Origin of the sequence: Ruminococcus sp., assembly GCF_019417665.1 — a bacterium.
Classification (GTDB): Bacteria; Bacillota; Clostridia; order Oscillospirales; family Ruminococcaceae; genus Ruminococcus_C.
This window is the reverse complement of record NZ_DXUU01000014.1, coordinates 33,064-58,666: the sequence shown is the minus strand read 5'-3', so window position 1 is coordinate 58,666 and position 25,603 is coordinate 33,064. Positions and strand designations below refer to the sequence as shown.

Below are 25,603 nucleotides of genomic sequence, written 5' to 3'. Positions count from 1 at the left end.
TACTTCCAGACATTCTGCTTGCCATTCAAGGGCTGTTTTAAGTTAATGACATTGCTCACACTCTCCCCCCAAATACTTTACCAGCTGGGAAAGAACAATACTCTCTAAGCTCTTAACCAGCAGGAATCTCAAGTTTTCAACAACCAACCAGAAAGGATGAGCAAAACCATGAACATTGGCATCGACCATGGCTATTACGCCATCAAAACCCGGCATTTTTCTTTCCCAGCCGGTATCTCGGAATATTCTCACGAACCCTACACCCTGCAGAACACACTGGAGTACGGCGGGAAGTTTTTCGTGTGCGGGACGGGCGGACAGCCAATCCTGCGCAACAAGATGGAAAACGACAATTACTACCTGCTTACCCTTGCCGCCATCGCTAAGGAGATCAAACAGCGCAGCGGAAGGACAGAGTGTTCCATAAACATTGCCGCCGGGTTGCCTCTGGCTGGCTTTGGCCGGGAGAAAAGGCCATTCCGGGAATACCTTCTGCGTTCTTCCCAGCCGGTGTGCTTCAAATTTGAAGGAATCCCCTACAAAATCACCATCGAGGATGTGAAACTGTTCCCACAGGGATACTCTGCCATTGCTCTTCACCCCGAACTCATCCAGAATGAGCCTTCTGTCCTTCTCATGGACATCGGCGGCTGGACAGTGGATCTCATGCGGCTGGACAATGGTGTTCCCAACGCTTCTACCTGCCGCAGCTTGGAACTCGGCATGATCCGGTGCATTGACGAAACAAAAGAACAAGTTCGCCGGGACACCGGGCTGTCTGTTACCGACGCTCAGGTGGAGCGTGTTCTGGCTGGAAAGCCCTGTAGTATGGATGAGGATGCACGGAATATCATTCAAAAACAAGGCAGGCTCTACACAGAACGGCTTCTCTCGGCAGCCATGGAATCGGGGTTTGACCTGAAAGCCATCCCGGTGGTGATGCTGGGAGGGGGCGCAGCAGTGGTCAAGGGCAACGTGAGCGAACAGGACGCCCTGTGCCGGGTTTTTGCCCTTTTAGACGACAAGGTAAACGCCGAAGGATTCGAGCGAATTTTGGGGCAGTTTTCGGGCGGTGTGAGCAAGGGATGACAAGGCCCCTGTATATGTTCCGTCCCAACCTGCATTCACGGGCAATGGGCGGGGCAGGACTTGGACTTGCCATGACGGAAAAGATTATTCAGAAACACCATGGCAGTATTCAAGTAAAGGATAATGAGAATGGCGGAAGCTATTTCAAAATTGTACTATGAAAAACAGGAGGCAGGGAAAACCTGCCTCCTGTTCTGTTATCCGAAAATCAATTCAGTATTCTCCGAATGCTTTTCATCTTCTATGTCCACTCTATTTGATTATCTATAAGCAAATTCTGAAACAAAAAGTTTACAAATTAAAAATTGACTAATCGGTCTAAAAGTGATAAATTACAATACAGACCGATTGGTCAATTTTTTGTGCGAGGGGTGTATGGTATGAAACAGGAAGAAAAGACGGAGCTAACGAAGGAACGGATTTTACAAGCGGCCATCCAGGAATTTGGAACAAACGGTTATGCAGCATCTACACTCAATGCAATCTGCAGTAATCATGGGATTTCCAAAGGATTGCTGTATCACAATTTTGAGGGGAAAGACGGCTTATATCTGGCGAGTGTTTCCCGCTGCTTTTCCAGTGTAACAGAATATTTGAAAAGCAAAGATCTTCAGGATGATCTGGAAGGATATATGCATATGAGGTTCCAGTATTTTTCTCAAAATCCTCATATTGACAGAATTTTCTTTGAAGCCATGCTACAGCCTCCAACGGCACTATCGGCGCAAATTCGGGAATTGCGGAAGGATTTTGATTCACTCAATCGCAGCATCTATCAAACGGCACTTTCCAAAATAAAATTAAGGGAAGGCATTACAGAAGCAGATGCGATTGAGTATTACGAGATCATGCAGGAAATGTTCAATGGCTATTTCAGCAGCCCGGCATATGCGAATAAGGATTTTCATATTCTGGTTGCCGATCATGAGGAGAGGCTGTCTAAAATGCTGAATATCATGCTCTATGGTATCGGAGAGAGGGGAACACAGAAATGAATGTCCTATTGTTGATTTTGCGATTGCTCGTCGCCATTGCGCTGGCGTTTATCGTTGGCAAGCTGGTTTCAAAGCTGAAACTGCCGTCCATTTTGGGCTGGCTGATTGCAGGCATGATTTTAGGGCCGCACGCCGTTTCCCTGGTCAACCAGGAACTTTTGGACGCGGTGTGGTATCAGAGTATCATGCATATTCTGGAATGTGCTGTCGGTTTAATGATTGGTACGGAGCTTGTCTGGAATAAAATTAAAAAATCCGGCCGTTCGATTGTCATTACCACCCTGACCCAGTCGCTAGGCACCTTTCTGATTGTATCGTTGACGTTCGGAATTGTATTCTGGATTACGGATATCCCGCTGTACCTGGCGTTCCTGTTCGGCGGTATTGCGCTGGCTACTGCTCCGGCCCCCGCCCTTTCCATTGTGCGGGAGTTCAAGACCAAAGGGCCTGTCACATCGACACTGATTCCCATGGCTGCGCTGGATGATATCGTGGGATGCATTGTATTCTTCAGCACCGTTGCCATTGTGGCAGGGAATTTGTCTGCCGGTGACCTGCCGGCCTATATGATCGCACTGGTCGTGATTCTGCCCTTGGTGATCGGTGTTGTTACCGGCTTGCTGGCGGGCGTCGTACTTAAAAAAGAACGGAATACACCGATTACGTTACTTTTGCTGGGCGTTACCATTCTGATCGCATCCGGCGTGGGATTCCTGTGCAACGGACTTTTGCCCCGGCCTGTGCTGAACTTCATGCTGATCGGTATGGCGTTTTCCGCTACATTCTCCAATATGATTTCGGAGAAACGCCTGGAACAGATCATGAAGGACTTCAACCCGATTCTCGGCGTTGCCATGATTATCGTCATTCTGAACTTGGGCGCACCGCTGGATTATCATCTCATTTTAGGAGCCGGCTTATATACAGCGGTATATATCCTCTCTCGTGCCTGCGGTAAATATTTTGGCGCATTCTTCGGTGCGGCAATCACCAAATCCCCCAAAACCGTGCGGAGCTTTCTGGGCTTCACCCTGTTGCCTCATTCGGGTGTGTCGCTGGTCTTTACCGGCATTGCGGTCGGGGTGCTGAGTGGTCCAGCACCGGAATGCGCGCAAATTATTCAGGGGACGATTGCTGCCGCCGCTGTTATCAATGAAATTATCGCTGTTATCATGGCAAAGAAGGGCTTTGAGTGGGCTGGCGAATTTAATAAAGAAAATGAAATTCCTGAAGCGAAAGTATCGTCTGCTCCACAACCGGTTATTACCATCAGCAGGCAACACGGAAGCGGTGGACGTGAAATTGGAAGAAAACTGGCGGAACAGTTAGGCATTCCTTTTTATGACAATGAACTGATTGAGCAGGCTGCCGCATCCAGCTCGATTGATAAAAGCTTTTTTGAAAATGCGGAAACAAGCGGGACCAGTGACTTGATTCGCCATCTTTCCGAAGGAGTGCGCCATGATCTATCTGTGGAAGATAAAGTTTTTCTCCATCAGGCACAGCTTATCAGACAGATTGCAAGCCAAGGCCCTTGCGTAATTGTAGGTCGCTGTGCAGATTATGTGTTGAAGGATCGCAAAAATGTGGTGAAAGCCTTCGTTTATGCAGATCTGGACAGCCGCCAATACCGGATTGCTCATATTTATCAGGAGAGTGATGAAAAAGCTCTGAACAGCATTGAAAAAACAGACAAAAAACGGGAGCATTATTATAACTTCTACTCCGGGCAAAAATTTGGCGATGCTGCAAACTATGATATCTGTCTGGATAGCGGTGTGATAGGCATTGATAAGTGCATAGAGATTCTAAAGGATATTTGTTGTTCTAAATTCTCTGAAGCGTAGTAAAGAAAACATTTGATTTTATATAGAACAGGAAAGGAGGTTATCGGGCTATGAAAAAAGTGGACAAAACGGTGCTGCATGAAACCGGGTATATTGCCGTATTCGTTCTGATTTTCAGTACATTGATGCAGGGGGTTTTCCTCATCATAGGCAAATGGGACTATACAGTTTTGCTGGGAAACCTGTTCGGCGGCGCAGTTGCTGTTGGGAACTTCTTTTTAATGGGGTTGACGGTTCAAGCGGCAGTCAATAAGGAAGAAAAGCAAGCCAAAAACATGATGAAGCTGTCGCAGTCCGGCAGAATGCTGCTTCTGTTCGCTGCCGTCGCGATTGGCGTGCTTCTTCCCTGCTTCAGTACCTGGACCAGTATCCTTCCTCTTTTCTTTCCCCGTATAGCCATTGCACTGCGCCCCCTGTTTCTGAAAAAAGAGCAGGCGGATAAGGCCGCAGTTCCGGAGGGGGTGAGAGAAAATGACGAGTAAAAGCCGTTCTTTCCGTGTGGTGGATATCCTGCTGCTCCTGTTTACCGTGCTGCCGCTTCTCGGAGGGATGATCCTGAAAATTCTTACTTCTCCGGCGTCTGAAGGAATCGAGATTTCCGGTGCAAAAATCTTTTTTACCATCCCCATGCCGCTGCAGGATTTGCCTATTACCGAATCCCAAATCAATTCCTGGCTGGTGATTCTTTCCGTCCTCTTCCTTTGTCTGTATCTGACTCATGGCATTACCGCAGAAGGCGGCAGCCGCAGACAGCATATTGCCGAATGGATTGTTGAAAAAACACATTCTTTGGTAAAAGGCAATATGGGCGATTACTTTGAAGGCTTTGCCCCCTTTATCGCCGCTATCATGGCGTTATCGGCATTTTCCAGTTTGCTGACGCTGATCGGTCTGTACCCGCCGACATCGGATTTGAATGTGGTGGCCGGGTGGGCGATTCTAACCTTTGTACTCATTACCTTCTACAAATTGAAATGCGGGTCGCTGCATTACATAAAAAGTTTTGCAGAACCGGTTGCCCTCTTTGCGCCGATGAATCTTATCAGCGAGGTGGCCACTCCAATATCTATGGCGTTCCGTCATTACGGAAACGTCCTTTCCGGATCTGTCATTTCGGTGCTGGTTGCCGCTGCATTGCAGGGGCTTTCCCATATTGTGCTCGGCTGGCTTCCCGGCGTGCTTGGCGAAATTCCCTTTTTGCAGATCGGCATACCCGCCGTGCTGTCAATCTATTTTGATGTGTTCAGCGGGTTACTGCAGGCGTTTATTTTCGCTATGCTGACCATGCTTTACGTCTCCAATGGATTTCCGGCTGCGGATTACGCCAAGAAAAAAGCAAAAAAACAAAAACAACAAATTACAGTCAATGAATAACAGGAGGTCATTCAAATGTTGGAACTTGCTATTGGTATTATTTTGGGATGCTGCGCTCTTGGCGCCGGTATTGCGATGATCGCTGGTATCGGTCCTGGTATCGGTGAAGGAAACGCTGTCGCCAAGGCTTGTGAAGCAATCGGTCGTCAGCCGGAATGCAAAAGCGAAGTAACTACCACCATGCTGATGGGCTGCGCTGTTGCTGAAACCACCGGCTTGTATGCGCTGGTGATTGCGATTTTGCTCATTTTCCTTGCTCCGGGACGGCTGGTTGATATTTTGATGAGCACCATCGGATAAAAGGAGGAACCCAGGTATTATGCAATCATTGGAAGTCATATCCGTAAACATATGGCAGATATTGATTTCCTTGTGCAACCTGCTTTTACTGTTCCTGATTCTCAAGCGTTTCCTATATAAACCGGTCAAGCGTGCCTTGGCTGAGCGAAAAGCGACGCTGGATAAGCAATATGCCGCCGCTGATGCAGCGCAAAGCAGCGCAGAGGCCAGTAAGCAGGCTTGGGAGGAAAAGCTCAGAAATGCACAAGTGGAAGCCAATGATCTGCTGAAAAAGGCCAGTGCTGCGGCTGATCGCCGGAGCGAACAAATTGTAGCCGACGCAAAGGAAAAAGCGGACGGTATTGTTCGGCAGGCAGAAGCCCAGGCGGCGTTGGAGCATAAAAAGGCGGAAGCCAGGATCAAGAAGGAAATCGTGGATGTTTCCGCCGTTTTGACGGAAAAGATGCTTGGGCGGGAAATCCGTACCGAAGACCATCACGCCATGATCGATTCCTTTATCGAAGGAATAGGTGAAGACGATGACGGAAACTGCTAAAGAATATGCCGCTGCGCTTTTTGAACTTGCCAAAGAAACCAATGAGGAAAAAACGTTTGCCAATGCTTTGACAGTTATTCAGAGCGTATTCTCAACAAATCCGGAATATATGGATTTGCTGTCCTCACCGAATATTCCTGTCCGGGAGCGCCGTTCGCTTTTAGAAAAAGCCTTTGCCGGGCATATACCGGAATATGTCCTATCCTTTACCGAGCTTCTTTGCGATAAAGGGCATATTCGGGAATTCGACAAATGCATTCAGGAATATGAAAAACTGGTGAAAGCGTTTGCATCGGTTTCTTCTGCCCGCATTGTCAGCGCAGTCCCGCTGACCGGCCCGGAAAAGACAGCATTGATCAAAAAACTGGAAAAAATCAGCGGCCATATGGTCACCGCACAATATGAAATTGACGAATCTTTGCTGGGCGGCGTGGTCGTTCATATGGATGACACCGTGATCGACGGCAGTCTGAAACACCAACTGAAAGAAGTAAAGGAAGTGATAGGCATATGAGCACGAATCCTGAAGAAATCAGCAGCGTTATTAAAGAACAGATCCGTGCCTATCGTACCCGTACACAAATGATGGAAACCGGTACTGTTATTCTTGTCGGGGACGGCATTGCCAGCGTATACGGTATTCGAAATTGTATGTACAGCGAACTGCTGGAATTTGAAGACGGCAGCTTTGGCATGGCGCAGAATCTGGATGACGAAACCGTGTTGGTGGCGATTCTGTCCGACCACAGCGATATCCGGGAGGGAACGCAGGTCAAGCGTACCGGCCGGGTGCTTTCCGTGCCGGTGGGCGAATCCCTGCTCGGCCGTGTAGTCGATGCGTTGGGAAATCCCATTGATGGCAAAGGGCCGATAGAATGTAAAAAAACACGCCCTGTGGAAGCGGAGGCGCCGGGTATCATTGAACGCCAGAGCGTTTCCGTACCGCTGCAAACCGGCATCAAGGCCATTGACAGCATGATCCCCATCGGCCGGGGACAGCGTGAACTTATCATCGGTGACCGTCAAACCGGGAAAACTGAAATAGCAATCGACACCATTATCAATCAGAAAAACAGTGATGTGCTGTGTATCTATGTGGCAATCGGGCAAAAAAACACCTCGGTGGTGCAGCTTGCCAATGAGCTGACCAGGGCTGGTGCTATGGAGTATACCATTATTGTTTCGGCCTCCGCCTCCGAGAGTGCCCCACTGCAATACATTGCCCCTTATTCCGGCTGTGCGATGGCGGAATATTTCAGAGAGCAGGGCAAGGATGTCCTGATTGTCTACGATGATTTATCCAAACACGCTGTGGCTTACCGTGCCCTCTCCCTGCTGATCCGGCGTCCACCCGGCCGGGAAGCCTACCCCGGCGACGTTTTCTATCTCCATTCCCGTCTGCTGGAACGGGCCGCCTGTGTGGCTCCGGAATACGGCGGCGGTTCCATTACCGCCCTCCCTATCATTGAAACGCAGGCGGGGGATGTATCGGCCTATATCCCCACCAATGTCATCTCCATCACCGACGGTCAGATATTCCTTGAAACCGAACTGTTCCATGCGGGTGTTATGCCGGCCATTAACCCCGGTATCTCGGTCAGCCGTGTCGGCGGATCGGCGCAACTCAAGGCGATGAAGAAGGTGTCGGGTGAATTAAAGCTGCTGTATTCGCAGTATTTGGAGCTGAAATCCTTTGCTCAGTTTGGCAGCGATCTGGATGCCGATACCAAGGCGCATTTGGCTTTGGGCGAACGGATTGTGGAAGTGCTCAAGCAGAAGCGCAATTCCCCGGTGTCGGCGGGCTGCCAGGTGGCCATCGTATATGCGGTTATCCACGGCTATCTGGATCCGATTCCAGTGGATCAGGTTCACGACTATGAGGCACGGCTTTATGAAAAGCTGAAAACGGATCATCAGGAATTGCTGACCCGCTTTGAACAGGGATATTTTGAGGACACGGATGTGGAAACACTGGAAAATGTCCTGAAGGAAATGCAGGTGTAGGAATATGGGAGCCGATACAAAAGCCCTGCGCACCCGCATCAAAAGCGTGGATTCCACCCTGCATCTGACCAAAGCCATGGGGCTGGTGGCTTCTTCCAAAATCCGTCGGGCCAGCAGCAGTATGCAGAAAGGGCGGCAATATGCAAAGGCTTTGGAAACTATCATCGATATGTTGACCGCCTGTCCGGAATGCCGGAAAAGCCCATTTATGCGGGAAGGCGGGGGACGCACCCGCCTGATTGTGATTGCGGGCGACCGTGGACTGGCGGGAGGCTATAACGCCAATGTCTTTCGTCTGTTAAAGGAGTATCCGGAGGCAGAGGTCCTCCCTATCGGGAAACGGGCGTGTGACCGGTTCCATAAGGAGACTTTGTCATCTGAGTTTTTTTCCGCCGCCGATGCACACAAAATGGCAGAAGAGCTGTGCGAGGATTTTGCCGCCGAAAAATTTGACCGGCTCGGTATTATTTGTACCCGGTATGTTTCCATGATGACGCAGGAAGCTGGCATTCACTGGATATTGCCACTGAAACCGAAAAAGGATAAAGCGGTCGGCGCTGTCTTTGAACCGGATGAAATCACGATTTTCAATACGGCTGTTTTGGAGTATCTGTCCGGGATGATTATGGTAGCCGTCCGCGAGAGTTTTGCCAGCGAAGTGGCCGCCAGAAAAATGGCTATGGATTCTGCCAGTAAAAATGCACAGCAGATGATTGACGATCTGCAGTTGTCCTACAATCGGGCGAGGCAAGGGGCGATCACGCAGGAAATTACTGAAATTGTGGCCAGCAGCGGGCAATAAAGGAGTGAACATTCTTGGAAAAAACGCATAAGGGAAAAGTGAGCCGGGTTATGGGGCCGGTGGTGGACGTCCGTTTTGAAGACGGCGAACTGCCGGCAATCTATAACGCACTTACCATTCCCATAGGAAATAAAGAACTAACCGTTGAGGTGGCGCAGCATATCGGCGATAACACGGCCAGATGCATCGCCATGGCGTCCACTGACGGGCTAAAAAGGGACACGGAGGTTCTTGACACAGGAAAAGCCATCAGCGTTCCGGTCGGAAAGGAAACCCTTGGCCGGATCTTCAATGTTCTTGGCAATGTGGTGGATAACGGCGAAGAGCCGCAAACCGAAGAACGGTGGGATATCCACCGTCCGGCCCCCGAATATGAAGACTTGTCCACCTCCACCGAGATCCTGGAAACCGGTATCAAGGTTATCGATCTGATCTGCCCCTACTCCAAAGGAGGCAAAATCGGTCTTTTTGGCGGCGCCGGTGTGGGCAAGACGGTACTGATTATGGAGCTGATTAACAATATCGCCAAACAGCATGGTGGCCTTTCGGTGTTTACAGGCGTTGGCGAACGCACCCGTGAGGGCAACGATCTTTACAATGAGATGAAACAGTCCGGCGTTATTTCCAATACGGCTCTGGTCTATGGACAGATGAATGAGCCGCCCGGAGCCAGAATGCGGGTGGCGCTGTCCGGACTGACCATGGCGGAATATTTCCGAGATCATGAAGGACAGGATGTCCTGCTGTTTATTGATAACATCTTCCGCTTTACCCAGGCGGGCAGCGAGGTCTCGGCTCTTTTGGGACGTATGCCCTCCGCTGTCGGCTATCAGCCGACGCTGGCCAATGAAATGGGCGCCTTGCAGGAACGGATCACCTCCACCAAAAAGGGCTCCATTACTTCGGTGCAGGCGGTATATGTTCCGGCGGACGACCTGACAGACCCGGCTCCTGCCACCACCTTTGCTCATCTGGATGCTACCACCGTTTTGTCCCGGAGCATTTCATCCCAGGGGATCTATCCGGCCGTTGATCCGCTGGAATCTACCAGCCGGATTCTCTCCCCTGATATTCTCGGTGAAGAACATTATCGGGTTGCCCGTGAGACGCAGCGAATTTTGCAGCGATACAAGGAACTGATGGATATTATCGCCATCATGGGAATGGATGAGCTGTCCGATGAAGACAAATTGCTCGTATCCCGTGCACGAAAGATCCAGCGCTTCCTTTCACAGCCTTTTGATGTTTCTGAAAAATTTACCGGCATCCCCGGCACCTATGTGCCTCTTGGGGAAACCATTCGCGGCTTTAAGGAGATTATCGAGGGGCAGCATGACGATCTGCCCGAGTCGGCATTCCTGTTTGTGGGAACCATTGATGAAGCTGTGGAAAAGGCGAAGAAGGTGTCCCGATGAACACCTTTCATCTGATAATTTCTTCCCCGGACGGCCATCTGTTTGATGACGAAGCGGTCAAATTGTCGGTTCGCGGAGTAGACGGCGACCTGGCCGTTCTGGCAGGGCATATTCCCTTTATTACGGCGATAAAATCGTGTGAATGCCGCATCGAACTGGCAGACGGCAGCCAAAAAACAGGGTATACGGGGGGCGGTCTGCTGAGCGTGGCCGGTGGAACAACCACCCTGCTTTCGGACGATTTCCACTGGTAAAAGAAAGCCGGCAGCTCAGAATTTTTCATCTGAACTGTCGGCTGTTTCCTTTGGTCTATCCATTTAAATGAATTAAGTTCGAACACAACGGATAATGGGTACGCCAGGATGGCATAGAGAATTTATCATATATGAAAAGAGGAATTCCATGAGAGACGGTGATAAAAAGCCGAAGGCCAGCTTCTTTGAGAGACTGGCAACTTTCATTGTAGATAAACGGAACCTGTTTTTTCTCATCTACATTGTGGGGATTATATTCAGCATTTTTTCCAGGAGTTGGGTTTCGGTCAATAACGATCTGACATCCTATCTGCCGGAAAATACCGAAACTAGGCAGGGGCTGACCATCATGGAGGATAAGTTCACCACACTGGGCACCGCCAATTTTATGATCTCCAATATTACATATGAGCAGGCGGAAAAGCTGGTTCCGGAAATGGAAAAGGTAGATGGGGTATCTTCCGTTGCCTTTGACCGGTCGGAAGAGCATTATAAGGATTCTTCCGCTTTATACAGTGTCACTTTCCAGGGCGAAGCCAACGATGATATCAGTATCCGTGCCTTTAACGAGCTGAAGGAAAAGCTCGCTCCTTATGATCTGTATGTGACCGGCACGGTTGGCAATGATGTCTCCTCTTCCCTCGATCAGGAAATGCAAATGATTTTAGGCGTGGCCGCGATCATCATTCTGGCCGTGCTGCTTTTCACCTCCCGCACCTATGCGGAAATTCCTGTGCTGCTGCTCACCTTTATCGCCGCCGCCATTCTGAATATGGGCACCAACTTTGTGTTCGGAGAAATTTCTTTTATTTCCAACTCCGTAACAGTGGTGCTGCAGCTTGCCCTGGCAATTGATTACGCCATTATTCTATGCCACCGTTTCAGCGAAGAACGGCAGAAACACGCCCCCCGGGAAGCCTGTATCCAGGCACTCAGCAAGGCGATTCCAGAAATATCGGCAAGCTCTCTGACCACCATTTCCGGCCTGATGGCGCTGATGTTTATGCAATTCAAAATCGGCTTCGACATGGGCATGGTGCTGATGAAAGCCATCTTGTTCAGCCTGCTTTCTGTCTTTACCCTGATGCCGGGTCTGCTGATGCTGTTCAGCAAATGGATGGATAAGACGCAGCACCGCAATTTTGTCCCCAAAATCACCGGCTGGGGAAAAGCTGTAACGAAGCTGAAATATGTCGTGCCACCGGTTTTTGCCTGTCTGCTGGTGGGTGCGTTTTTCCTGTCCAGCAAGTGTCCCTATGTCTTTGGTTATTCGCAGCTCGATACGGCAAAGAAGAACGACTCCCAGATAGCGGAGGAGAAAATCACCGATACATTCGGCAGCTCCAATGTCACCGCTGTTCTGATTCCGTCCGGTGATTACGAAAAAGAAGGCAGGCTGCTTGACGAGCTGGAAAGCTATGAACAAGTAGATTATGCGCTGGGGCTTGCCAATGTGGAAGCGGTGGATGGCTATGTCCTGACCGACAAACTGACGCCCCGTCAATTTTCGGAATTGACCGATCTGGATATTGAAGTAGGCCGGATTCTGTATACGGCCTATGCCGCGGAGCAGGAAAACTACGGTCAGATTATCACCAACATGGACAATTATGGTGTGCCGCTGATTGATATGTTCCAGTTTCTCTATAATCGGGTAGAAGACGGCTATGTTCAATTGGACACGGAGGTCCGGCAAAGCCTCGATGATCTGTATCAGCAGTTAATGGATGCTCGAAAGCAACTTCAGGGAGAACATTACAGCCGTCTGCTGCTGAATCTTAATCTGCCGGAAGAGGGCGAGGAAACCTTTGCCTTTTTAGATACCCTTCACGAAGTCATTCAAAAATATTATGAACCAAACAGCTTCTGCATTGTGGGCAATTCCACGAGTGACTATGAATTATCGACCTCCTTTGAACGGGACAATGTCGTGATCGGCGTTTTATCGATTGTCTTTGTCATCATTGTTTTGTTATTCACCTTTAAATCCGTAGGCCTTCCGCTTCTGCTGATTCTTGTTATTCAAGGAAGCATCTGGATGAATTTTGCCTTCCCATATCTGTTGTCTTCCCCTCTTTTCTTCCTGGGGTATTTAATAGTCAGTTCCATACAGATGGGCGCGAATATCGATTATGCCATTGTCATTTCGAGTCGTTATCAGGAGCTAAAGCGTCTCATGCCGCCCAGAGAGGCCATGATCCAGACTTTGAATCAGGCGTTCCCAACCATCCTGACTTCCGGAACCATTCTGGCGTCCGCCGGTATCATTATCAGCCGTCTGACATCAGAGCCTGCCATCTGCGGTGTGGGGCAGTGTCTCGGACGGGGTACTATTATTTCCGTGATTTTGGTTCTTGGTGTCCTTCCGGAAATATTGCTGCTGGGTGACAAAATTATTGAAAAGACGTCCTTTGCTGTCAAACATCCTTCGTGGGTTCGTAGCGCCAGCGGCAAGGTGTATCTCGACGGACGGGTCAACGGATATATCTCCGGTAAGATTTCCGCAGAGGTTCACGGCGTTTTGTACGGCGATGTAACGGCTGCAGTGTCGGTAGATACCATGAAAGATAAAAATGAATCGGAAAGCGAGGCTGAGAGTGATGATGAGAATGAAAATCAGAAATAACCGGATACGGCAATGCCTTGCCGTGCTTCTTGTCATAACTTTCGTGATCACAGGGCTGGCTCCAACCGCCGTTCTGGCTGCCGAAGAACAAAATACTGTCATCATTGATTCACCGGAAGCGTTTGAAAAATTTTCCAAACAGGCTTCTTATGATGCGTGGTCACAGGGCAAAACGGTCGTTTTATCCGGGGATTTGGACTTGACTGGTAAAGACATTGCGCCTGTTCCGACTTTTGGCGGAGTATTTGACGGAAACGGCTATACCATTAAAATTTCCTTTGAGCAAAGCGGTTCTCATCAGGGACTGTTCCGTTATCTGCAAAAGGGTGGAATTATTAAGGAACTTCATGTCAAAGGGACGGTCGCGCCAAGCGGAGGGCAATCCTATGTGGGCGGAATCGTTGGTAACAACAGCGGAAAACTGATGAAATGTACCTTTGAAGGTTCTGTAACCGGGAAAAGCAATGTGGGAGGTATTGTCGGTATTAACGAAGCTGGCGGCGAAATCTATGGATGTAAAGCTTCCGGCACCGTTCAGGCGGAGCATTACACCGGTGGAATCGCCGGACAGAATTTGGGAACGATCACACAATGCGTCAACGACAGTGCTGTTAATACGGTTGACCGGGAATACAACAACGACCGCAATACACTATTTGACGATTCAACAGATCTGAGTGCTACAGAACGTGTAAATACCGCCACCGATACCGGCGGAATTGCCGGGTATTCTACCGGTATTGTCCAAGGCTGCACCAATAATGGCGAGATCGGCTATCCTCATGTGGGCTATAACGTGGGGGGGATTGCCGGCCGTTCCTCCGGCCGCCTGGAACGCTGTGAGAACAGCGGGCCGATCTACGGCCGTAAGGATGTCGGCGGTATTATCGGGCAGATGGTGCCGGACATTATCCTGCAGTTTTCTCCGGATGCGATTTCTCAGTTGGAAGCAGAACTGAAGGAACTGCAGACTTTGATCGATACTATGCTGGATCATGCAGCCGGCAGCAGTAGTACAATGGAAACAAACTTAAAAACTATTGCCGACACTATTACAGAGGCAAAGGAACACCTCCACCATTTGGCAGATAAAACGATAGACTGGGCAAACGGAAATATAGAGGAAATCGATAATGCGGCAGAATTGATTTTTGACACACTATCTCAAATCGCGCCGCTGACTGACGAGCTGTCTTCCATTTCCGATATAATAGCCTCCGGTTTGGAGCAATGCAAGGAACTTTTCAAAGATATCGCCACGCTGGCCGGTTTCAGCAGTGATGTGATAGAAGATATACAACTGGCTTTCGATGATTTGGCTGCGGCAAACGTCAACGCAAAGCAAGGACTCAACAAAATCAGTGAAGGTTTTTCCGATCTCAAAGATGCTATCGTTTCCGAAGACAATCAAGAAGAAATTGCCAATGCCATCCAACTAATTGCAGAAGGTGCCGGTGACTGGACAAATGCATTGGAAACTATGCACGCTTCTCTCGGCACGCTGAAAGAGCTTTTGCAATCGGTTCAAGACTGGGGAGAACTCAATGCCCTGCGGGAACCGATTGTTCAGCTTCTGTCTGACATGGCGGATGCTGTCCAACGTATGATGGAAGGTTCCCAAAAAATACGGAACGGTATAAGTAAATTACCAAGTGACATGGCCATTGATTGGGACGGTGTGAAAAAAGCAATTGCGGATATCTCATTAGGAATCAGCAATTGCCGTGCGGCGGTCTCCTCGATGGAAGCGGCATTGGTGCATCTGAGGGATGCCTTAAACAATATACAGATGGCATCGGAACAAATTCAGGTTATTGCAGATGAGTTGGAAGAAATATCCGGTATATTTCAAGAGGCGTTCACGCAAACCGGAAGCTTCTTACAGGATATAAAAGCGCTTCTTACAGACCTTTCCCAACAGGATCCGATTCATCTGAATGGCTTCGACAGCGATTACCGGGCGGTCAGCGATGCGCTGTTTGATTCCTTTTCGATTTTATCCGAACACATACAGACGCTTGGAAACAGTGCGAAAGATGCGGACGCTGTATTCATGGCGGATTTACGCCGCCTGAATGAGCAATTCGCAGCGATTTCAGACGCCGTGATCGCTGCTTTTTCCAGCGGGCAGCAGGAAGAACCGCCGGTTTTTGAGGATACCTCAGAGGAAAACATCAATGCGATTGTGATGGGAAAAGTGGACTCCTGCCAAAATGCAGGGAGTGTATCCGGAGATATCAATGTCGGGGGTGTTGCGGGCTCCATGGCGATAGAATATGATCTGGATCCGGAAAGTGATATTTCCCGGGAGGGAACCCAGTCTCTTCATTTTCAGTTCGAGACGAAAGCAATTTTGCAGAACTGCTTGAACAGCGGTACGATTACGGCGAAGAAAAACCATGCCGGAAGCATTGTGGGTTTGATGGAGCTTGGGCTGATTCACAAATGTGAAGGTTACGGAAAGGTACAAAGCACGGATGGCAGCTATGTCGGAGGGATTGCGGGCAAATCCACCTCAACCATTCAAAACAGCTATGCCAAATGTACACTGGATGGCAAACAGTACGTAGGCGGCATCGCCGGTTTTGGATACTGCATGAAAAATTGCCGTTCGTTGGTAGAAATCCCTCATGCGGACGCATTCGTCGGCGCCATAGCTGGAGAACGAGAACCGAATCAAACGGTCAGCGGCAACTATTTTGTCAGCGATTCGCTGGCTGGGATCGATGGAATCAGTTACAAGGATGTGGCAGAGCCAATGGACTATCCATCTTTTATTAAACTGGAGGGTCTGCCGGAAGAATTTACGAAGTTTACGCTGACCTATATCGCAGATGGAGAAGTCATTGAGACGGTTCCGTTTTCTTACGGTGCCGATCTTTCAGACCGGCAGGCCCCGGAACTTCCGGCAAAAGAAGGAAGCTATGGCACATGGGAAGAATGCGATTATGGCCGGATGACCTTCAGCAAGGATATCCATGCTGTCTATACCCCGTATATTACAACCATTGCCAGTGATACCAAACGGGACGATATCCATCCCACTGCTCTTGCGGAAGGAACCTTTGATGATACGGCATCTCTCACGGCAAAACAGTTGGAGGCAGGTGGCCTGCTGGAACAGTGGTCTTTACGGCTGTCCGGCGAAGGCATAGACGGACAGGCGGAATATACCATCCGTTTTCTTCCGCCGGAATCCAAACAGGATGTTGCCCTGTATGCGGTTACGGATGGAAAGCGTGAAAAGCTATCCTGCAAAAAGGATGGTTCCTATCTCATCTTTACCATGAAAGGTTCCGAAATAACCTTGGGGGTTGGGCAGGCCAACGATCATTTTTGGATCGTTTGTATGGCGATTGCTGCAACACTGATTGCGGTAATAGTAGTCTTATGCACAATACGTCATGCAAAGAAAGGAACTGACAGAAAAGGAAAAACAGGAGGTGCCACAAGTTGAAATCTGTAACCTTTGAAGAGCTGATATCCAGTGAGCGACCGGAGGAATTTGTGGAATCGGCTCAGCCGTTCATGAAACTGATGATGCAGTATAAATGCGCTATGCTGGAAATCCAGACCAAGTTTGAGGTGCTGAATACGGAGTTGTCGCTCGACGATGAACGAAACCCTATAGAGACGATATCCTGTCGGCTGAAAAAGCCGATCAGCATCATTGAAAAGCTGAAGAGAAACCATTGGGAAGTTACTCTCCAAAATATAGAGGAGCATCTTCATGATGTTGCCGGGATTTGCGTGATTTGCTGTTTTCCAAAGGATATTTACCGGCTGGCCGAGAAAATCTGTTCACAGGATGACATCCGTCTGGTGCAAAAAAAGGATTATATTCAAAATCCAAAGCCAAATGGGTATCGCAGCCTGCATCTGATTTTGGAGGTTCCTGTCTTTTTTGCCGATGAGAAGAAGTGGATGCAGGTTGAGGTACAATTCCGAACCATAGCCATGGACTTTTGGGCGAGCATTGAACACAAAATGAAGTACAAAAAAGATTTGGATGACGCAGCGACACAAATCACCGAGGAACTGCGCCAATGTGCAGAAGGTATCAACGAAATAGATCTGCGTATGCAGGAAATCAGCAGAAGAATCGACTGTCACAACAGAAAATACTGATTATTTTAGAATGGAGGAGCAAAAATGTTCTACCTGTTTAGGATGATACCCGTATTGGTGATGTCCTTCTTGATGGCGCTTGGTTTGCAAACTCTAATGGAACTGATCCATTGAGTAAAATGTAAGGAGGAAATTGAAATGGCAAGAAATAAGAAATTCTGTGTGGTACTTGGTATATTCGCCGGTATGATTACCATTACTCTTTTCGCTGTAAGAAAAATAAAAGGCAAGAAGCATTGCAGTATGTTGGAAAACTGGTGATATCCATAAAGGAGGTACAGAATCGTGTTTTATGTTGATTGGACGTATATTGCACTGGTGCTGCCGGCACTCGCCTTTTCTTTATGGGCCAGTGCCAGAGTGAACTCCACCTTTCGGACATATTCCGGACAATACATCCGCTGTGGCCTGACCGGGGCGGAAGCGGCAAGAATGATTCTGGATGCCAACGGATTGTATCAAGTTCGTATTGAACGGGTAGCCGGTAATCTGACCGATCACTACGATCCACAAAGCAATGTCATCCGGCTTTCAGACAGCGTGTTTTCCAGCGCAACTACCGCAGCGGTTGGAGTTGCTGCGCATGAATGCGGACACGCTATCCAGCACGCAACCGGCTATCTGCCCATTAAAATTCGCTCTGCTATTGTTCCGCTTACAAACTTAGGGTCAAAGATTGCGATGCCGCTGATTATACTGGGCATCCTTTTCTCCTATACAAGCGCCTATTTTATCAATATTGCGTATTTAGGCGTTATCTGTTTTTCCTTGTGTGCATTGTTCCAACTTGTCACGCTTCCAACCGAGTATAACGCCAGCCGACGAGCCATCCGTGTGCTGGAAAGCAGCGGAAGATTGTATGGGGATGAAATTGCCGGCGCCAAAAAAGTGCTCAGCGCTGCGGCCCTGACGTATGTGGCCGCTTTGGCTGTATCGGTGACGCAACTGTTCAGGCTTCTTCTGAGGGTCAGAAGAAATGACAGAAGAAAATGACTTTCGAAAATTATATTTAATGGGCATAGGAATTTAATAAAGGAGAACTGGAAAATGACAGGATTGCATTACCGACCGATTGAACGAAAAGATTATACCGTTATAGGTGAAATAATAAATGAGGCTTTCGGGCTTTACTGCTATATGGGTGACTCAAAGTTGCTTGAGAATGTAAAACAGCAGTATGTTTATAGTTGCTTATCAGAAGCTACCTATACCTGTGTGGCAGAACAGAACGATGAAGTTATTGGTGTTATCATGGGAAACGCCAAGTTGGATTACAAATTTTTCCGTCATCTCCCTGCTGTATGCGGTACAGCTTGGTACAGCTTGAAGCTCACCTTGTTCGGACGGAAGTTTCGGGCGAATATACGGGATTATCAAAACCTCCATAAAGTGTATCACGCTTTCTCCCAAAAACATAAAGGAGAATTCGATGGGGTTCTGACTTTGTTTGCTGTAAGGGAAAGTTGTCGAGGACTTGGCATTGGTAAAGAGTTATTGAATGGGCTTCTCCAATATTTACGTAATCAGGGGATACATCGAATCTACCTCTATACCGATGATACCTGCAACACTGGTTTTTATGAGTATCATGGTTTTGAGCGACTGGAAAAACAGCCGCTTACCATGACTCGAGACGGGAAATCATTTGGGATGAATATATTTTTATATGGATATTTGTTAGATGCTTAAATAGATTCATTAAGGATGAGGGATTAGAAGCTGAAATTCTTTGTCTTTTATATACAGGTGAAAAACTGGAAAATATTTATTCTCATTATATCCTTTCGAATGTATCGGTGAAAATTTATGACGAAGTTTACTTCTCTTTACAGCCGTTGACAGTGATTATTATATTTATAATTTCGATTATGAGCCTCAATATTGAAACTAGTTCCTGCCTAATCCACCCACACCGAACTGGCGATTGTGCTGAGAAAAAAGTGTGTTTCGTTATTTTATGTTGGGCTTGGTATTGAGAGATGTTAGTGCATGAGTACAGTACCTTATTCTCTTTCAGCATATTTTAAAGTATTATTGGAATACAAAAGAATATATTATATATGTGCTCGATTATTAATAAACACATATATAATTATGTGCGTTCGCCTTTGGGCGGGTGCGCTTTTTTTATTTCTGCAAAAGGAGGTCATGGCTAAGAACTCATAGCGGCAGACCGCCGCCCCGACAATCTGAATTTTTCAAAATTTCAGATTGATCGGAGGAAACAGCCATGGCTTACAACAAAGCCAAAGCGGAGAGAGAATGGCTTCGCTGGAAAGAAGCAGAAGAGCGAAAGCTCAGAGAACTTGGCGTGGATGAGGAAACCATCCAGCGCCTTCATACATACGATTGGGCACAGTTCAATAAAGAGCGCCAGTACCTGCAGCGACAGGTGGAATGGTCACCATACATAGATTGGGTGTCAGCGCAGGATCTGGAGCTGCCCGTAGAAGATACCGAATCTCTGCTGGACAGCATCGAGAATATGGAACTGCTACATCTTCTTTCCAAAGAGGACAAGCTCACCATCCAGATTGCCTTTCTGAAAATGTCCGGCTTTAACGGATACGAAATTGCTGAGAAAACCGGCCTCACTCAAAAGGCAGTCAACCTGAGAATGGTATGTCTCAGAAAAAAATTGAAAAAATTTTTTGAAGTATGAAGCTTTCCGGCCTTTTTCCTGGGCTATAGGGCGAACGGGGAAAAAGAAACGTTCGCCTTGTAGCTTGAAAAATGAATACCAGCCATGCGGGTACGTTCCCGCCTGAGCGAGCGACTAAAAGTTCGCAGTGCAAATTTACTGCGAACTTCGGAAAAAGCGCCATGACGAACCAGAGCAAGAGCTGCCTCCCTTTTATGGGACGGCGGCTGTTGCTCCTGGTTTCGAGCGATGCATTTTGACCGGAAAAATGGAGTTGTTGCCCTTTTCGCCATGACCTTGGGCGGAGGATTATGATATGCGCTATCGTTTTGCCCACACGTCAGATGGGTTGGCCGACCTTGGGTTGTAATCAGCAAGACCTTCGGGGAGCCAGTGAACGGCTTGTCAACTGCAAGCCTGCCTGCATGGTTCCCAAGGTTGCCGGGGGGCGAGCTGCAAATACGGCACATCAAAATCAACCTTTTTATTTTATTCAGATTGCCGTTGACGGCGAATCCGTGCGGCGCAGGTTTTCTGCGCCGCATTAGTTTGCCGCCAACGCACAAGAGCAAATTGCTCTAAGGAGAATGTGCCGAAATGAACAAGCCTACTTTAAAGGAGCAGGCCCATGGGGAGATTGAACGGATTTTCCGAATCCTCCTGCCTCAAAACGGGCTGGCAGTGCGTGAAGAACAGATTACCCTCTGCCACGCCATGCTGGATACCCTGCTCAAAAACAATATCGCTTTATGCGATGCAGGCGTCGGGATTGGAAAAACTTATGCCTACCTGACCGCCTGCATTTTACTGAAAAAGTTTGCGCCCCATGGGCCTGCCGGTTCCCAGCCGGTGGTGGTTTCCACCTCCAGCGTTGCCCTGCAGGATGCTATCATCGAGGAATACATTCCATTTTTGTCTCGGATTTTTCTGGAGAACCGCATTATTCAAAAGCCCATCCGGGCGATGGTGCGAAAAGGCAAGGAACGCTTTGTCTGCGACATCCGTCTTGCAGGGCGGCTGGAAGCCGTGAAAGATAAGAAAAAGAATGCCCAGCAGATGAAAGCCCTGCTCTCCCTTCGCACTTATTACGACTTAGACGATGTAACCGGCATCAGCGGGTTTGACAGGCGGCAGGTGTGCGTCCCCAAGGTGTGCGAGAAAACCTGTCCCTTGCGAAATGCCTGCCGGTACCATTGAAATTGTCAATGAAATTGTCAATATCACTTTCTTTTTGATAAAATATCGCAAAAAAATACTAGCTTACCTGCAAGAAAACAAGACAGAAAAGAAATGCTACCGCTATGCATTCACAGCAATCGGAATGATCGTCTTTCTTGAAGCAAATCTGGCTCTGGCGTTTTCAGGGATACAGAAATTGTCATAAACGCAAAATGAGACTACTGTGGAAATAACAAAATCAAACGCAATGCCATATCACAACGTTGGCTTTTCGTTTGATTTTGTTTCTGTAATAGTCTCTTTACGTTTTGATTTCATTTCTTTTTCAATATCCTAAGATCATCCATCATATTTCACCAAAATCTTGGTTGCCTTTAGCAAATAAATTACTCATAGCGATATACATAGTTACCCTCAACATCAATTATGCCTTCAAAATAATAAGGATGCATCGTATCCAAATGAATTAAAAAAAACCGAAAATCGCTTATTTCAATCTCTAGCCAATGGTCATGAAAGAAACACATAGAGGGAAAAGGATCTATTTCATCGATCAATGGAACATTCAACTTTTGAAAAGCCTGCATAATTGCATCAATAGAAAAAATTTTACCATCTGATATACGCTGAAATACCGTATCATTATAAATATACAAATCCTTTTCAGAAGAAAGTGCGATAGATTGTTTCTGATTAACTGAAACAACACAATTGTTATTCAATGCTAAATCATATTTCATTAATGTGGATTCCGATTCTTTGACAACTTCATAATAAATACAATTATCAATCAATTTGTCGTATTCTAAAAATAAATATTCCGAATCAGATGCAATTACATCAAACCCACTATAGTTGTATCGAATAATTGCATCATGTGCATTCACTTTTTGAAACATCTTTTCACGCATATTTTGAATTTCAATAGAATTTCCTGACGCACGAAACACAATTTCATTTTGAGAAGATCGAATCGGATGAAATAATATTAAGTCTCCACGTAGAAAAGACAGCGGTTCAAGATATAATTTAGTTTTTGTTCGAATAATTTTAAAATATTTCCAGAGCTCAGTTTTTGTATTCAAAGCTCCTACATAAAGAGTTGTTCCGTCATATTCTAATCGTATTCTTGGGTTTGAAAAATGATTGCATGACCATTCGACAGGGATATAACATTTCTGCCACGTGTGATATTTCATCTCAAAACAAGAGAGAATACATTTTTCGTCTAACAAAGCAAGTGAAAAATACATGATTTCACAGGATATATCTCAAAAATTCGAGAACTTTTCTCATATGCTGCCCAATCAGGTAAAGTCACGATTTTTGATTTTTGGGTATCATAAAAAATCAGAGACGCCACCGTCTGATACTTATATGTGTTAATATCCATCATGAGAATTATATTTTCATGCCGATGCAAATAACGATACAAAAAGCCATTTTCATTTTTATAGGAAGGAAGTGTAATTACAGGATTTTGATGATATAAGTCTTTTGTACTTTTATGCAAATCAATTCGCTCCCCTTTTTTGCCTGATAACTCCAAACCACTTCAAACAAGCCCTAACCGCTCAAAATACTTTTTTCTTTTTCGACAATCTAAAACCAGCGTTCTCACGGTTAAAACAAAACAAAATAAAGCAATAACTGTCACTCCAGCATACACAATTCCAATCTTATGAAACTCACCCGAAATATCTACAAGAACGTTTTTGTATCGGAAATCAATACCACGATTTGATTGTCTGAAAGCCAACCACGAAGATACGTTACTTTCAACCGGTCGCCAGATCTGACATTTGAAAAAAAGCTCACATCCAGATTTTCTGCTGGAGAAATTCTCCACTTTTCCTGCGCCTCATCTGTAATAACAAAATAATCAGATCGAAAATTGCGGTATCCATGTTTTTCCGGGACATAATCGCAGGAAGAATAAGAAATTGTATCTTTACAAAGGAAACTGCTTACCAGATGACTGACTGCATTGACCCCGAAAATCCCCATTATCAAAAACAGCAGAACCAGAATAAAGCAAGCCATTCGGATTTTCATTGTGAGATGGGATGTCTGAATATGTATGCTTGCAGTCACTTGATTGTTCGCCGCCATTTTCCGACGACTACCATGTGCCTTCAGGCGTTCCATTTTTTCTTTTTTCATTGTACCTTTAATATTGAAATGCACTATCCCCTGCAAATTCCCGCACCAACGAATCCATTGGCACCTGTTCCAGCGGAAGCGGTGCAATATCTGCCCACATTTCGTGCAGCTCTTTCAGTATGGGATGAGACATACAACTGTCAATCTCCCTGTTCAGCAAGGTTTTATAAATTCCCAGTTCATAAGGCAGAAACGTATCAATAGAGAATGCCGCCCGTTTTTTATAGGGTGCAATATATTTGTGTTCCCCTGCCTGCACCCGTTCAAACATGGCAATAGTCTCCGGCAAGCTGCGGTGACGGAAATTCCGGTCACGGAGCATCCGACGCATCAACCGTAGCCGGGATGGTTGCAGCACGGTATCGCCATGGGTGACACGTGTCCGAACGCTAACATAGATCCGAACGGTTTTTTCATCTGGCACAGTGATCACATCGGGATTCAGCGCATGAATGCCCTCCAGGATCAGCAATTCCCCCGGTTTCCGGGTCAGAAGCCAATTCTGATCCTGCCGGGTCGTAGTGCGGAAGTCGTATCTCGGCAGCCAGGTGGGTTCCCCCGTAATAATTTTTTTCAGCTGCTGGTTCAGGTATGGCACATCTACCCGATCGGGTGACTCCAGATCCAACTTACCTTCTGCCGCCAAAAGCTGCTGCTCCGGGGTCATGGTGCGGAAAAAGTTGTCCATGGAGACCGTATGGGTCTCTGTGTTCCAGCTGTCTAAGTAACGCTCCAGAAGAAATGCCGCTGTGGTTTTTCCAGAACCGGACGGTCCGGAGAGTAAAATGATGGGGCGCTCTACTGCACTTTGATGGATCGCTTCTGCGACTTTCTGCACTTCCTGCAAAAATGCTGCGTCCGCTTCCTGCATGGCAATCTCTGAGGCTGTCATTGCCTGGTTGAGTTCTGTGAGTTTTCTGTACCGCATGAACCTGCCGCCTTTCGTTGAATTCTATTCCATTATAACAAACTGCACAGAATTTGTCAATTGAACGAAAAATATTCTCACAACGCTCGCTATGATGTGTAATCTTTGTGCGGTGTTGTCCGAACCTGCTCAGCATTCATAAAAACAAGCAGAGACGCCCTAGTACTCTGTCACCTTTAAAAATTTATTTCGTTGAAACCGTCCCACTGGGACGGTTTCAAAATTTTCCTTGTTGAAAAGGTTTACAAGGGGAAAGCGGTCTTGTCCGCTTTTCTCACCTCTTTTCCCCGCGGCGCAAAAATATGCGCCAGGGTATTTCGCCGTCCTGCGGACGGCGACCAGGGCTTCCACAGCCCTGGACCTGTGCCAGCTGTGCTCAGCTGGACCAGCATGATAAGCAACCTTGGTGAAAACAGATGGGAAACATTTTTAGATATTACAGAATACTAGACATTTCCGACAATTTGTGATATAATAATCACAAATGAATGCGACGAAACATGCAGCTGCCGGCGTAGACGAACTGGTCAGCGCAGCATTCTACTCAAACCAGCAGATAAATAAGTGAAAAGAGGAACCGAATATGAAAACAATCGGAATTATCGGCGCAATGCCGTCAGAACTCGTGGATATCCGTGCAGGATTGCCGGACTCAGACATTCAGAAAAAGGCAGGCTTTGACTACTATGTGAATCAGGTGGGAGATACCCGTGTGGTACATGTTTGCAGCGGCATTGCCAAGGTCAATGCGGCAGTATGCACCCAGGCGCTCATTGATACATTTGAACCGGATGCTATCATCAACGCCGGTATTGCCGGTGGAATGAACCAGAATGTCCACGTCTGCGACGTAGTAGTTTCCAACGAAGTACTCCCCCACGACCTGGATCTGCATTTTTTGCAGGACTATCCGCCCTATTGCGGCATTTATCCTTCTGATAAAGCCCTCATGGATCTGGCACTAAAAACCTGTGCGGAATTTGATGTGAAAACATTTACGGGACGCATTGTCTCCGGCGAAGCGTTTATCTCTGACAATGTGGTCAAGGCAGACATCCTCAATCGGCTGAACCCCTATGCAGTAGACATGGAAAGCTCGGCCGTGGGGCACTGCGCTTATCTGAACCAGGTACCCTTTGTGAGCATTCGCTGCATTTCGGACAATGCAGATGACGAAGGGGCTATGTCTTTTGATCAGTTTGAGAAGATCGCAGCAAAGCGTGTAGCGGATATTGTACTGCGAATGGTAGAAGTATTTTGAATCCAGATAAACATAAACGCTTTATGTTTGTTTCGCTGCTGATTTCTTGCGGTATATTGCTG

The 25,603-nt window shown here is 47.2% G+C and carries 24 protein-coding genes and 1 pseudogene; 23 read left to right on the top strand and 2 right to left on the bottom strand.

Features of this window, described 5'->3' with window-relative positions:
* Positions 1–168: 168 nt before the first annotated feature.
* The 22 genes and pseudogenes from QZ375_RS05620 (at position 169) to QZ375_RS05520 (ending at position 21,207) form a co-directional block, all read left to right on the top strand.
* On the top strand, positions 169–1,089 hold the full coding sequence (locus tag QZ375_RS05620; protein WP_295216521.1) for a ParM/StbA family protein: 921 nt from the start codon (positions 169–171) through the stop codon (positions 1,087–1,089).
* The gene (locus QZ375_RS14260) at positions 1,086–1,250 is read left to right on the top strand and encodes an ATP-binding protein (protein WP_365728414.1); all 165 of its coding nucleotides are present in this window, start codon (positions 1,086–1,088) and stop codon (positions 1,248–1,250) included. Before QZ375_RS05620 ends, QZ375_RS14260 begins: the two co-directional genes overlap by 4 nt.
* Positions 1,251–1,469: 219 nt before the next feature.
* Entirely contained in the window at positions 1,470–2,084 is a 615-nt protein-coding gene (locus QZ375_RS05615) for a TetR/AcrR family transcriptional regulator (protein ID WP_295216519.1), read from the top strand.
* Positions 2,081–3,310 (top strand): annotated as a pseudogene (locus QZ375_RS05610) (cation:proton antiporter); the annotation flags it as partial. The gene QZ375_RS05615 and the pseudogene QZ375_RS05610, both read left to right, overlap by 4 nt.
* Complete coding sequence (locus tag QZ375_RS05605) at positions 3,308–3,931, top strand: cytidylate kinase-like family protein (protein WP_295216523.1); 624 nt, start codon at positions 3,308–3,310, stop codon at positions 3,929–3,931. The pseudogene QZ375_RS05610 and the gene QZ375_RS05605, both read left to right, overlap by 3 nt.
* A gap of 50 nt (positions 3,932–3,981) precedes the next feature.
* On the top strand, positions 3,982–4,413 hold the full coding sequence (locus QZ375_RS05600; RefSeq protein ID WP_295216517.1) for an ATP synthase subunit I: 432 nt from the start codon (positions 3,982–3,984) through the stop codon (positions 4,411–4,413).
* A complete protein-coding gene (locus QZ375_RS05595) occupies positions 4,403–5,305 on the top strand; it encodes a F0F1 ATP synthase subunit A (RefSeq protein ID WP_295216515.1) in 903 nt (300 codons plus the stop codon). Before QZ375_RS05600 ends, QZ375_RS05595 begins: the two co-directional genes overlap by 11 nt.
* Before the next feature lie 15 nt (positions 5,306–5,320).
* Complete coding sequence (gene atpE / locus QZ375_RS05590) at positions 5,321–5,605, top strand: ATP synthase F0 subunit C (protein WP_295216513.1); 285 nt, start codon at positions 5,321–5,323, stop codon at positions 5,603–5,605.
* 19 nt (positions 5,606–5,624) lie between these two features.
* A complete protein-coding gene (atpF, locus tag QZ375_RS05585; protein WP_295216512.1) occupies positions 5,625–6,140 on the top strand; it encodes a F0F1 ATP synthase subunit B in 516 nt (171 codons plus the stop codon).
* Positions 6,124–6,654 (top strand): ATP synthase F1 subunit delta, encoded by a 531-nt coding sequence (atpH, locus tag QZ375_RS05580; RefSeq protein ID WP_295216510.1) that lies wholly within the window; start codon positions 6,124–6,126, stop codon positions 6,652–6,654. The genes atpF and atpH overlap by 17 nt, the downstream gene beginning before the upstream one ends.
* Complete coding sequence (gene atpA, locus QZ375_RS05575) at positions 6,651–8,144, top strand: F0F1 ATP synthase subunit alpha (RefSeq protein WP_295216507.1); 1,494 nt, start codon at positions 6,651–6,653, stop codon at positions 8,142–8,144. The genes atpH and atpA overlap by 4 nt, the downstream gene beginning before the upstream one ends.
* Before the next feature lie 4 nt (positions 8,145–8,148).
* On the top strand, positions 8,149–8,946 hold the full coding sequence (gene atpG / locus QZ375_RS05570; protein WP_295216505.1) for an ATP synthase F1 subunit gamma: 798 nt from the start codon (positions 8,149–8,151) through the stop codon (positions 8,944–8,946).
* A 14-nt stretch (positions 8,947–8,960) separates the two neighbouring features.
* Positions 8,961–10,361 (top strand): F0F1 ATP synthase subunit beta, encoded by a 1,401-nt coding sequence (gene atpD, locus QZ375_RS05565; RefSeq protein WP_295216503.1) that lies wholly within the window; start codon positions 8,961–8,963, stop codon positions 10,359–10,361.
* A complete protein-coding gene (locus QZ375_RS05560; protein WP_295216502.1) occupies positions 10,358–10,615 on the top strand; it encodes a F0F1 ATP synthase subunit epsilon in 258 nt (85 codons plus the stop codon). Before atpD ends, QZ375_RS05560 begins: the two co-directional genes overlap by 4 nt.
* A 148-nt stretch (positions 10,616–10,763) precedes the next feature.
* Complete coding sequence (locus QZ375_RS05555; RefSeq protein ID WP_295216500.1) at positions 10,764–13,241, top strand: MMPL family transporter; 2,478 nt, start codon at positions 10,764–10,766, stop codon at positions 13,239–13,241.
* Positions 13,225–16,698, top strand: a complete 3,474-nt coding sequence (locus tag QZ375_RS05550) for a GLUG motif-containing protein (RefSeq protein ID WP_295216497.1) — start codon at positions 13,225–13,227, stop codon at positions 16,696–16,698. The genes QZ375_RS05555 and QZ375_RS05550 overlap by 17 nt, the downstream gene beginning before the upstream one ends.
* The gene (locus tag QZ375_RS05545; protein WP_295216494.1) at positions 16,695–17,369 is read left to right on the top strand and encodes a GTP pyrophosphokinase family protein; all 675 of its coding nucleotides are present in this window, start codon (positions 16,695–16,697) and stop codon (positions 17,367–17,369) included. The genes QZ375_RS05550 and QZ375_RS05545 overlap by 4 nt, the downstream gene beginning before the upstream one ends.
* 138 nt (positions 17,370–17,507) lie before the next feature.
* Positions 17,508–17,630, top strand: a complete 123-nt coding sequence (locus tag QZ375_RS05540) for a hypothetical protein (RefSeq protein ID WP_295216491.1) — start codon at positions 17,508–17,510, stop codon at positions 17,628–17,630.
* 24 nt (positions 17,631–17,654) lie between these two features.
* A complete protein-coding gene (locus tag QZ375_RS05535; RefSeq protein ID WP_295216487.1) occupies positions 17,655–18,362 on the top strand; it encodes a zinc metallopeptidase in 708 nt (235 codons plus the stop codon).
* Positions 18,363–18,416: 54 nt separating this feature from the next.
* Entirely contained in the window at positions 18,417–19,058 is a 642-nt protein-coding gene (locus tag QZ375_RS05530) for a GNAT family N-acetyltransferase (RefSeq protein WP_295216484.1), read from the top strand.
* A gap of 541 nt (positions 19,059–19,599) precedes the next feature.
* The gene (locus QZ375_RS05525; RefSeq protein ID WP_295216481.1) at positions 19,600–20,031 is read left to right on the top strand and encodes a sigma-70 family RNA polymerase sigma factor; all 432 of its coding nucleotides are present in this window, start codon (positions 19,600–19,602) and stop codon (positions 20,029–20,031) included.
* Between the two features lie 576 nt (positions 20,032–20,607).
* Complete coding sequence (locus QZ375_RS05520; protein ID WP_365728405.1) at positions 20,608–21,207, top strand: hypothetical protein; 600 nt, start codon at positions 20,608–20,610, stop codon at positions 21,205–21,207.
* 368 nt (positions 21,208–21,575) lie between these two features.
* On the opposite strand, the gene QZ375_RS05515 is transcribed toward QZ375_RS05520, so the two are convergent.
* On the bottom strand, positions 21,576–22,274 hold the full coding sequence (locus QZ375_RS05515; RefSeq protein ID WP_295216479.1) for a hypothetical protein: 699 nt from the start codon (positions 22,272–22,274) through the stop codon (positions 21,576–21,578).
* A 1,085-nt stretch (positions 22,275–23,359) separates the two neighbouring features.
* A complete protein-coding gene (locus tag QZ375_RS05510; protein ID WP_295216475.1) occupies positions 23,360–24,280 on the bottom strand; it encodes an ATPase, T2SS/T4P/T4SS family in 921 nt (306 codons plus the stop codon).
* A gap of 583 nt (positions 24,281–24,863) precedes the next feature.
* On the opposite strand from QZ375_RS05510, the gene QZ375_RS05505 reads away from it, so the two are divergent.
* Positions 24,864–25,541 carry a 5'-methylthioadenosine/adenosylhomocysteine nucleosidase gene (locus QZ375_RS05505; RefSeq protein ID WP_295216472.1) on the top strand — a complete coding sequence of 226 codons (678 nt, stop codon included), beginning with the start codon at positions 24,864–24,866 and terminating at the stop codon, positions 25,539–25,541.
* Positions 25,542–25,603: the final 62 nt, after the last annotated feature.

Bases quoted from the DNA above. Each gene is read 5' to 3' on its own strand.
- QZ375_RS05510 (WP_295216475.1), bottom strand. From the start codon at position 24,280: ATGCGGTACAGAAAACTCACAGAACTCAACCAGGCAATGACAGCCTCA.
- QZ375_RS05525 (WP_295216481.1), top strand. From the start codon at position 19,600: ATGGCTTACAACAAAGCCAAAGCGGAGAGAGAATGGCTTCGCTGGAAA.
- atpE (WP_295216513.1), top strand. From the start codon at position 5,321: ATGTTGGAACTTGCTATTGGTATTATTTTGGGATGCTGCGCTCTTGGC.
- QZ375_RS05550 (WP_295216497.1), top strand. From the start codon at position 13,225: ATGAAAATCAGAAATAACCGGATACGGCAATGCCTTGCCGTGCTTCTT.
- QZ375_RS05520 (WP_365728405.1), top strand. From the start codon at position 20,608: ATGAACAAGCCTACTTTAAAGGAGCAGGCCCATGGGGAGATTGAACGG.
- QZ375_RS05620 (WP_295216521.1), top strand. From the start codon at position 169: ATGAACATTGGCATCGACCATGGCTATTACGCCATCAAAACCCGGCAT.
- QZ375_RS05595 (WP_295216515.1), top strand. From the start codon at position 4,403: ATGACGAGTAAAAGCCGTTCTTTCCGTGTGGTGGATATCCTGCTGCTC.
- QZ375_RS14260 (WP_365728414.1), top strand. From the start codon at position 1,086: ATGACAAGGCCCCTGTATATGTTCCGTCCCAACCTGCATTCACGGGCA.
- atpG (WP_295216505.1), top strand. From the start codon at position 8,149: ATGGGAGCCGATACAAAAGCCCTGCGCACCCGCATCAAAAGCGTGGAT.
- QZ375_RS05540 (WP_295216491.1), top strand. From the start codon at position 17,508: ATGGCAAGAAATAAGAAATTCTGTGTGGTACTTGGTATATTCGCCGGT.
- QZ375_RS05555 (WP_295216500.1), top strand. From the start codon at position 10,764: ATGAGAGACGGTGATAAAAAGCCGAAGGCCAGCTTCTTTGAGAGACTG.
- QZ375_RS05560 (WP_295216502.1), top strand. From the start codon at position 10,358: ATGAACACCTTTCATCTGATAATTTCTTCCCCGGACGGCCATCTGTTT.
- atpF (WP_295216512.1), top strand. From the start codon at position 5,625: ATGCAATCATTGGAAGTCATATCCGTAAACATATGGCAGATATTGATT.
- atpA (WP_295216507.1), top strand. From the start codon at position 6,651: ATGAGCACGAATCCTGAAGAAATCAGCAGCGTTATTAAAGAACAGATC.
- QZ375_RS05600 (WP_295216517.1), top strand. From the start codon at position 3,982: ATGAAAAAAGTGGACAAAACGGTGCTGCATGAAACCGGGTATATTGCC.
- QZ375_RS05615 (WP_295216519.1), top strand. From the start codon at position 1,470: ATGAAACAGGAAGAAAAGACGGAGCTAACGAAGGAACGGATTTTACAA.
- QZ375_RS05505 (WP_295216472.1), top strand. From the start codon at position 24,864: ATGAAAACAATCGGAATTATCGGCGCAATGCCGTCAGAACTCGTGGAT.
- QZ375_RS05530 (WP_295216484.1), top strand. From the start codon at position 18,417: ATGACAGGATTGCATTACCGACCGATTGAACGAAAAGATTATACCGTT.
- atpH (WP_295216510.1), top strand. From the start codon at position 6,124: ATGACGGAAACTGCTAAAGAATATGCCGCTGCGCTTTTTGAACTTGCC.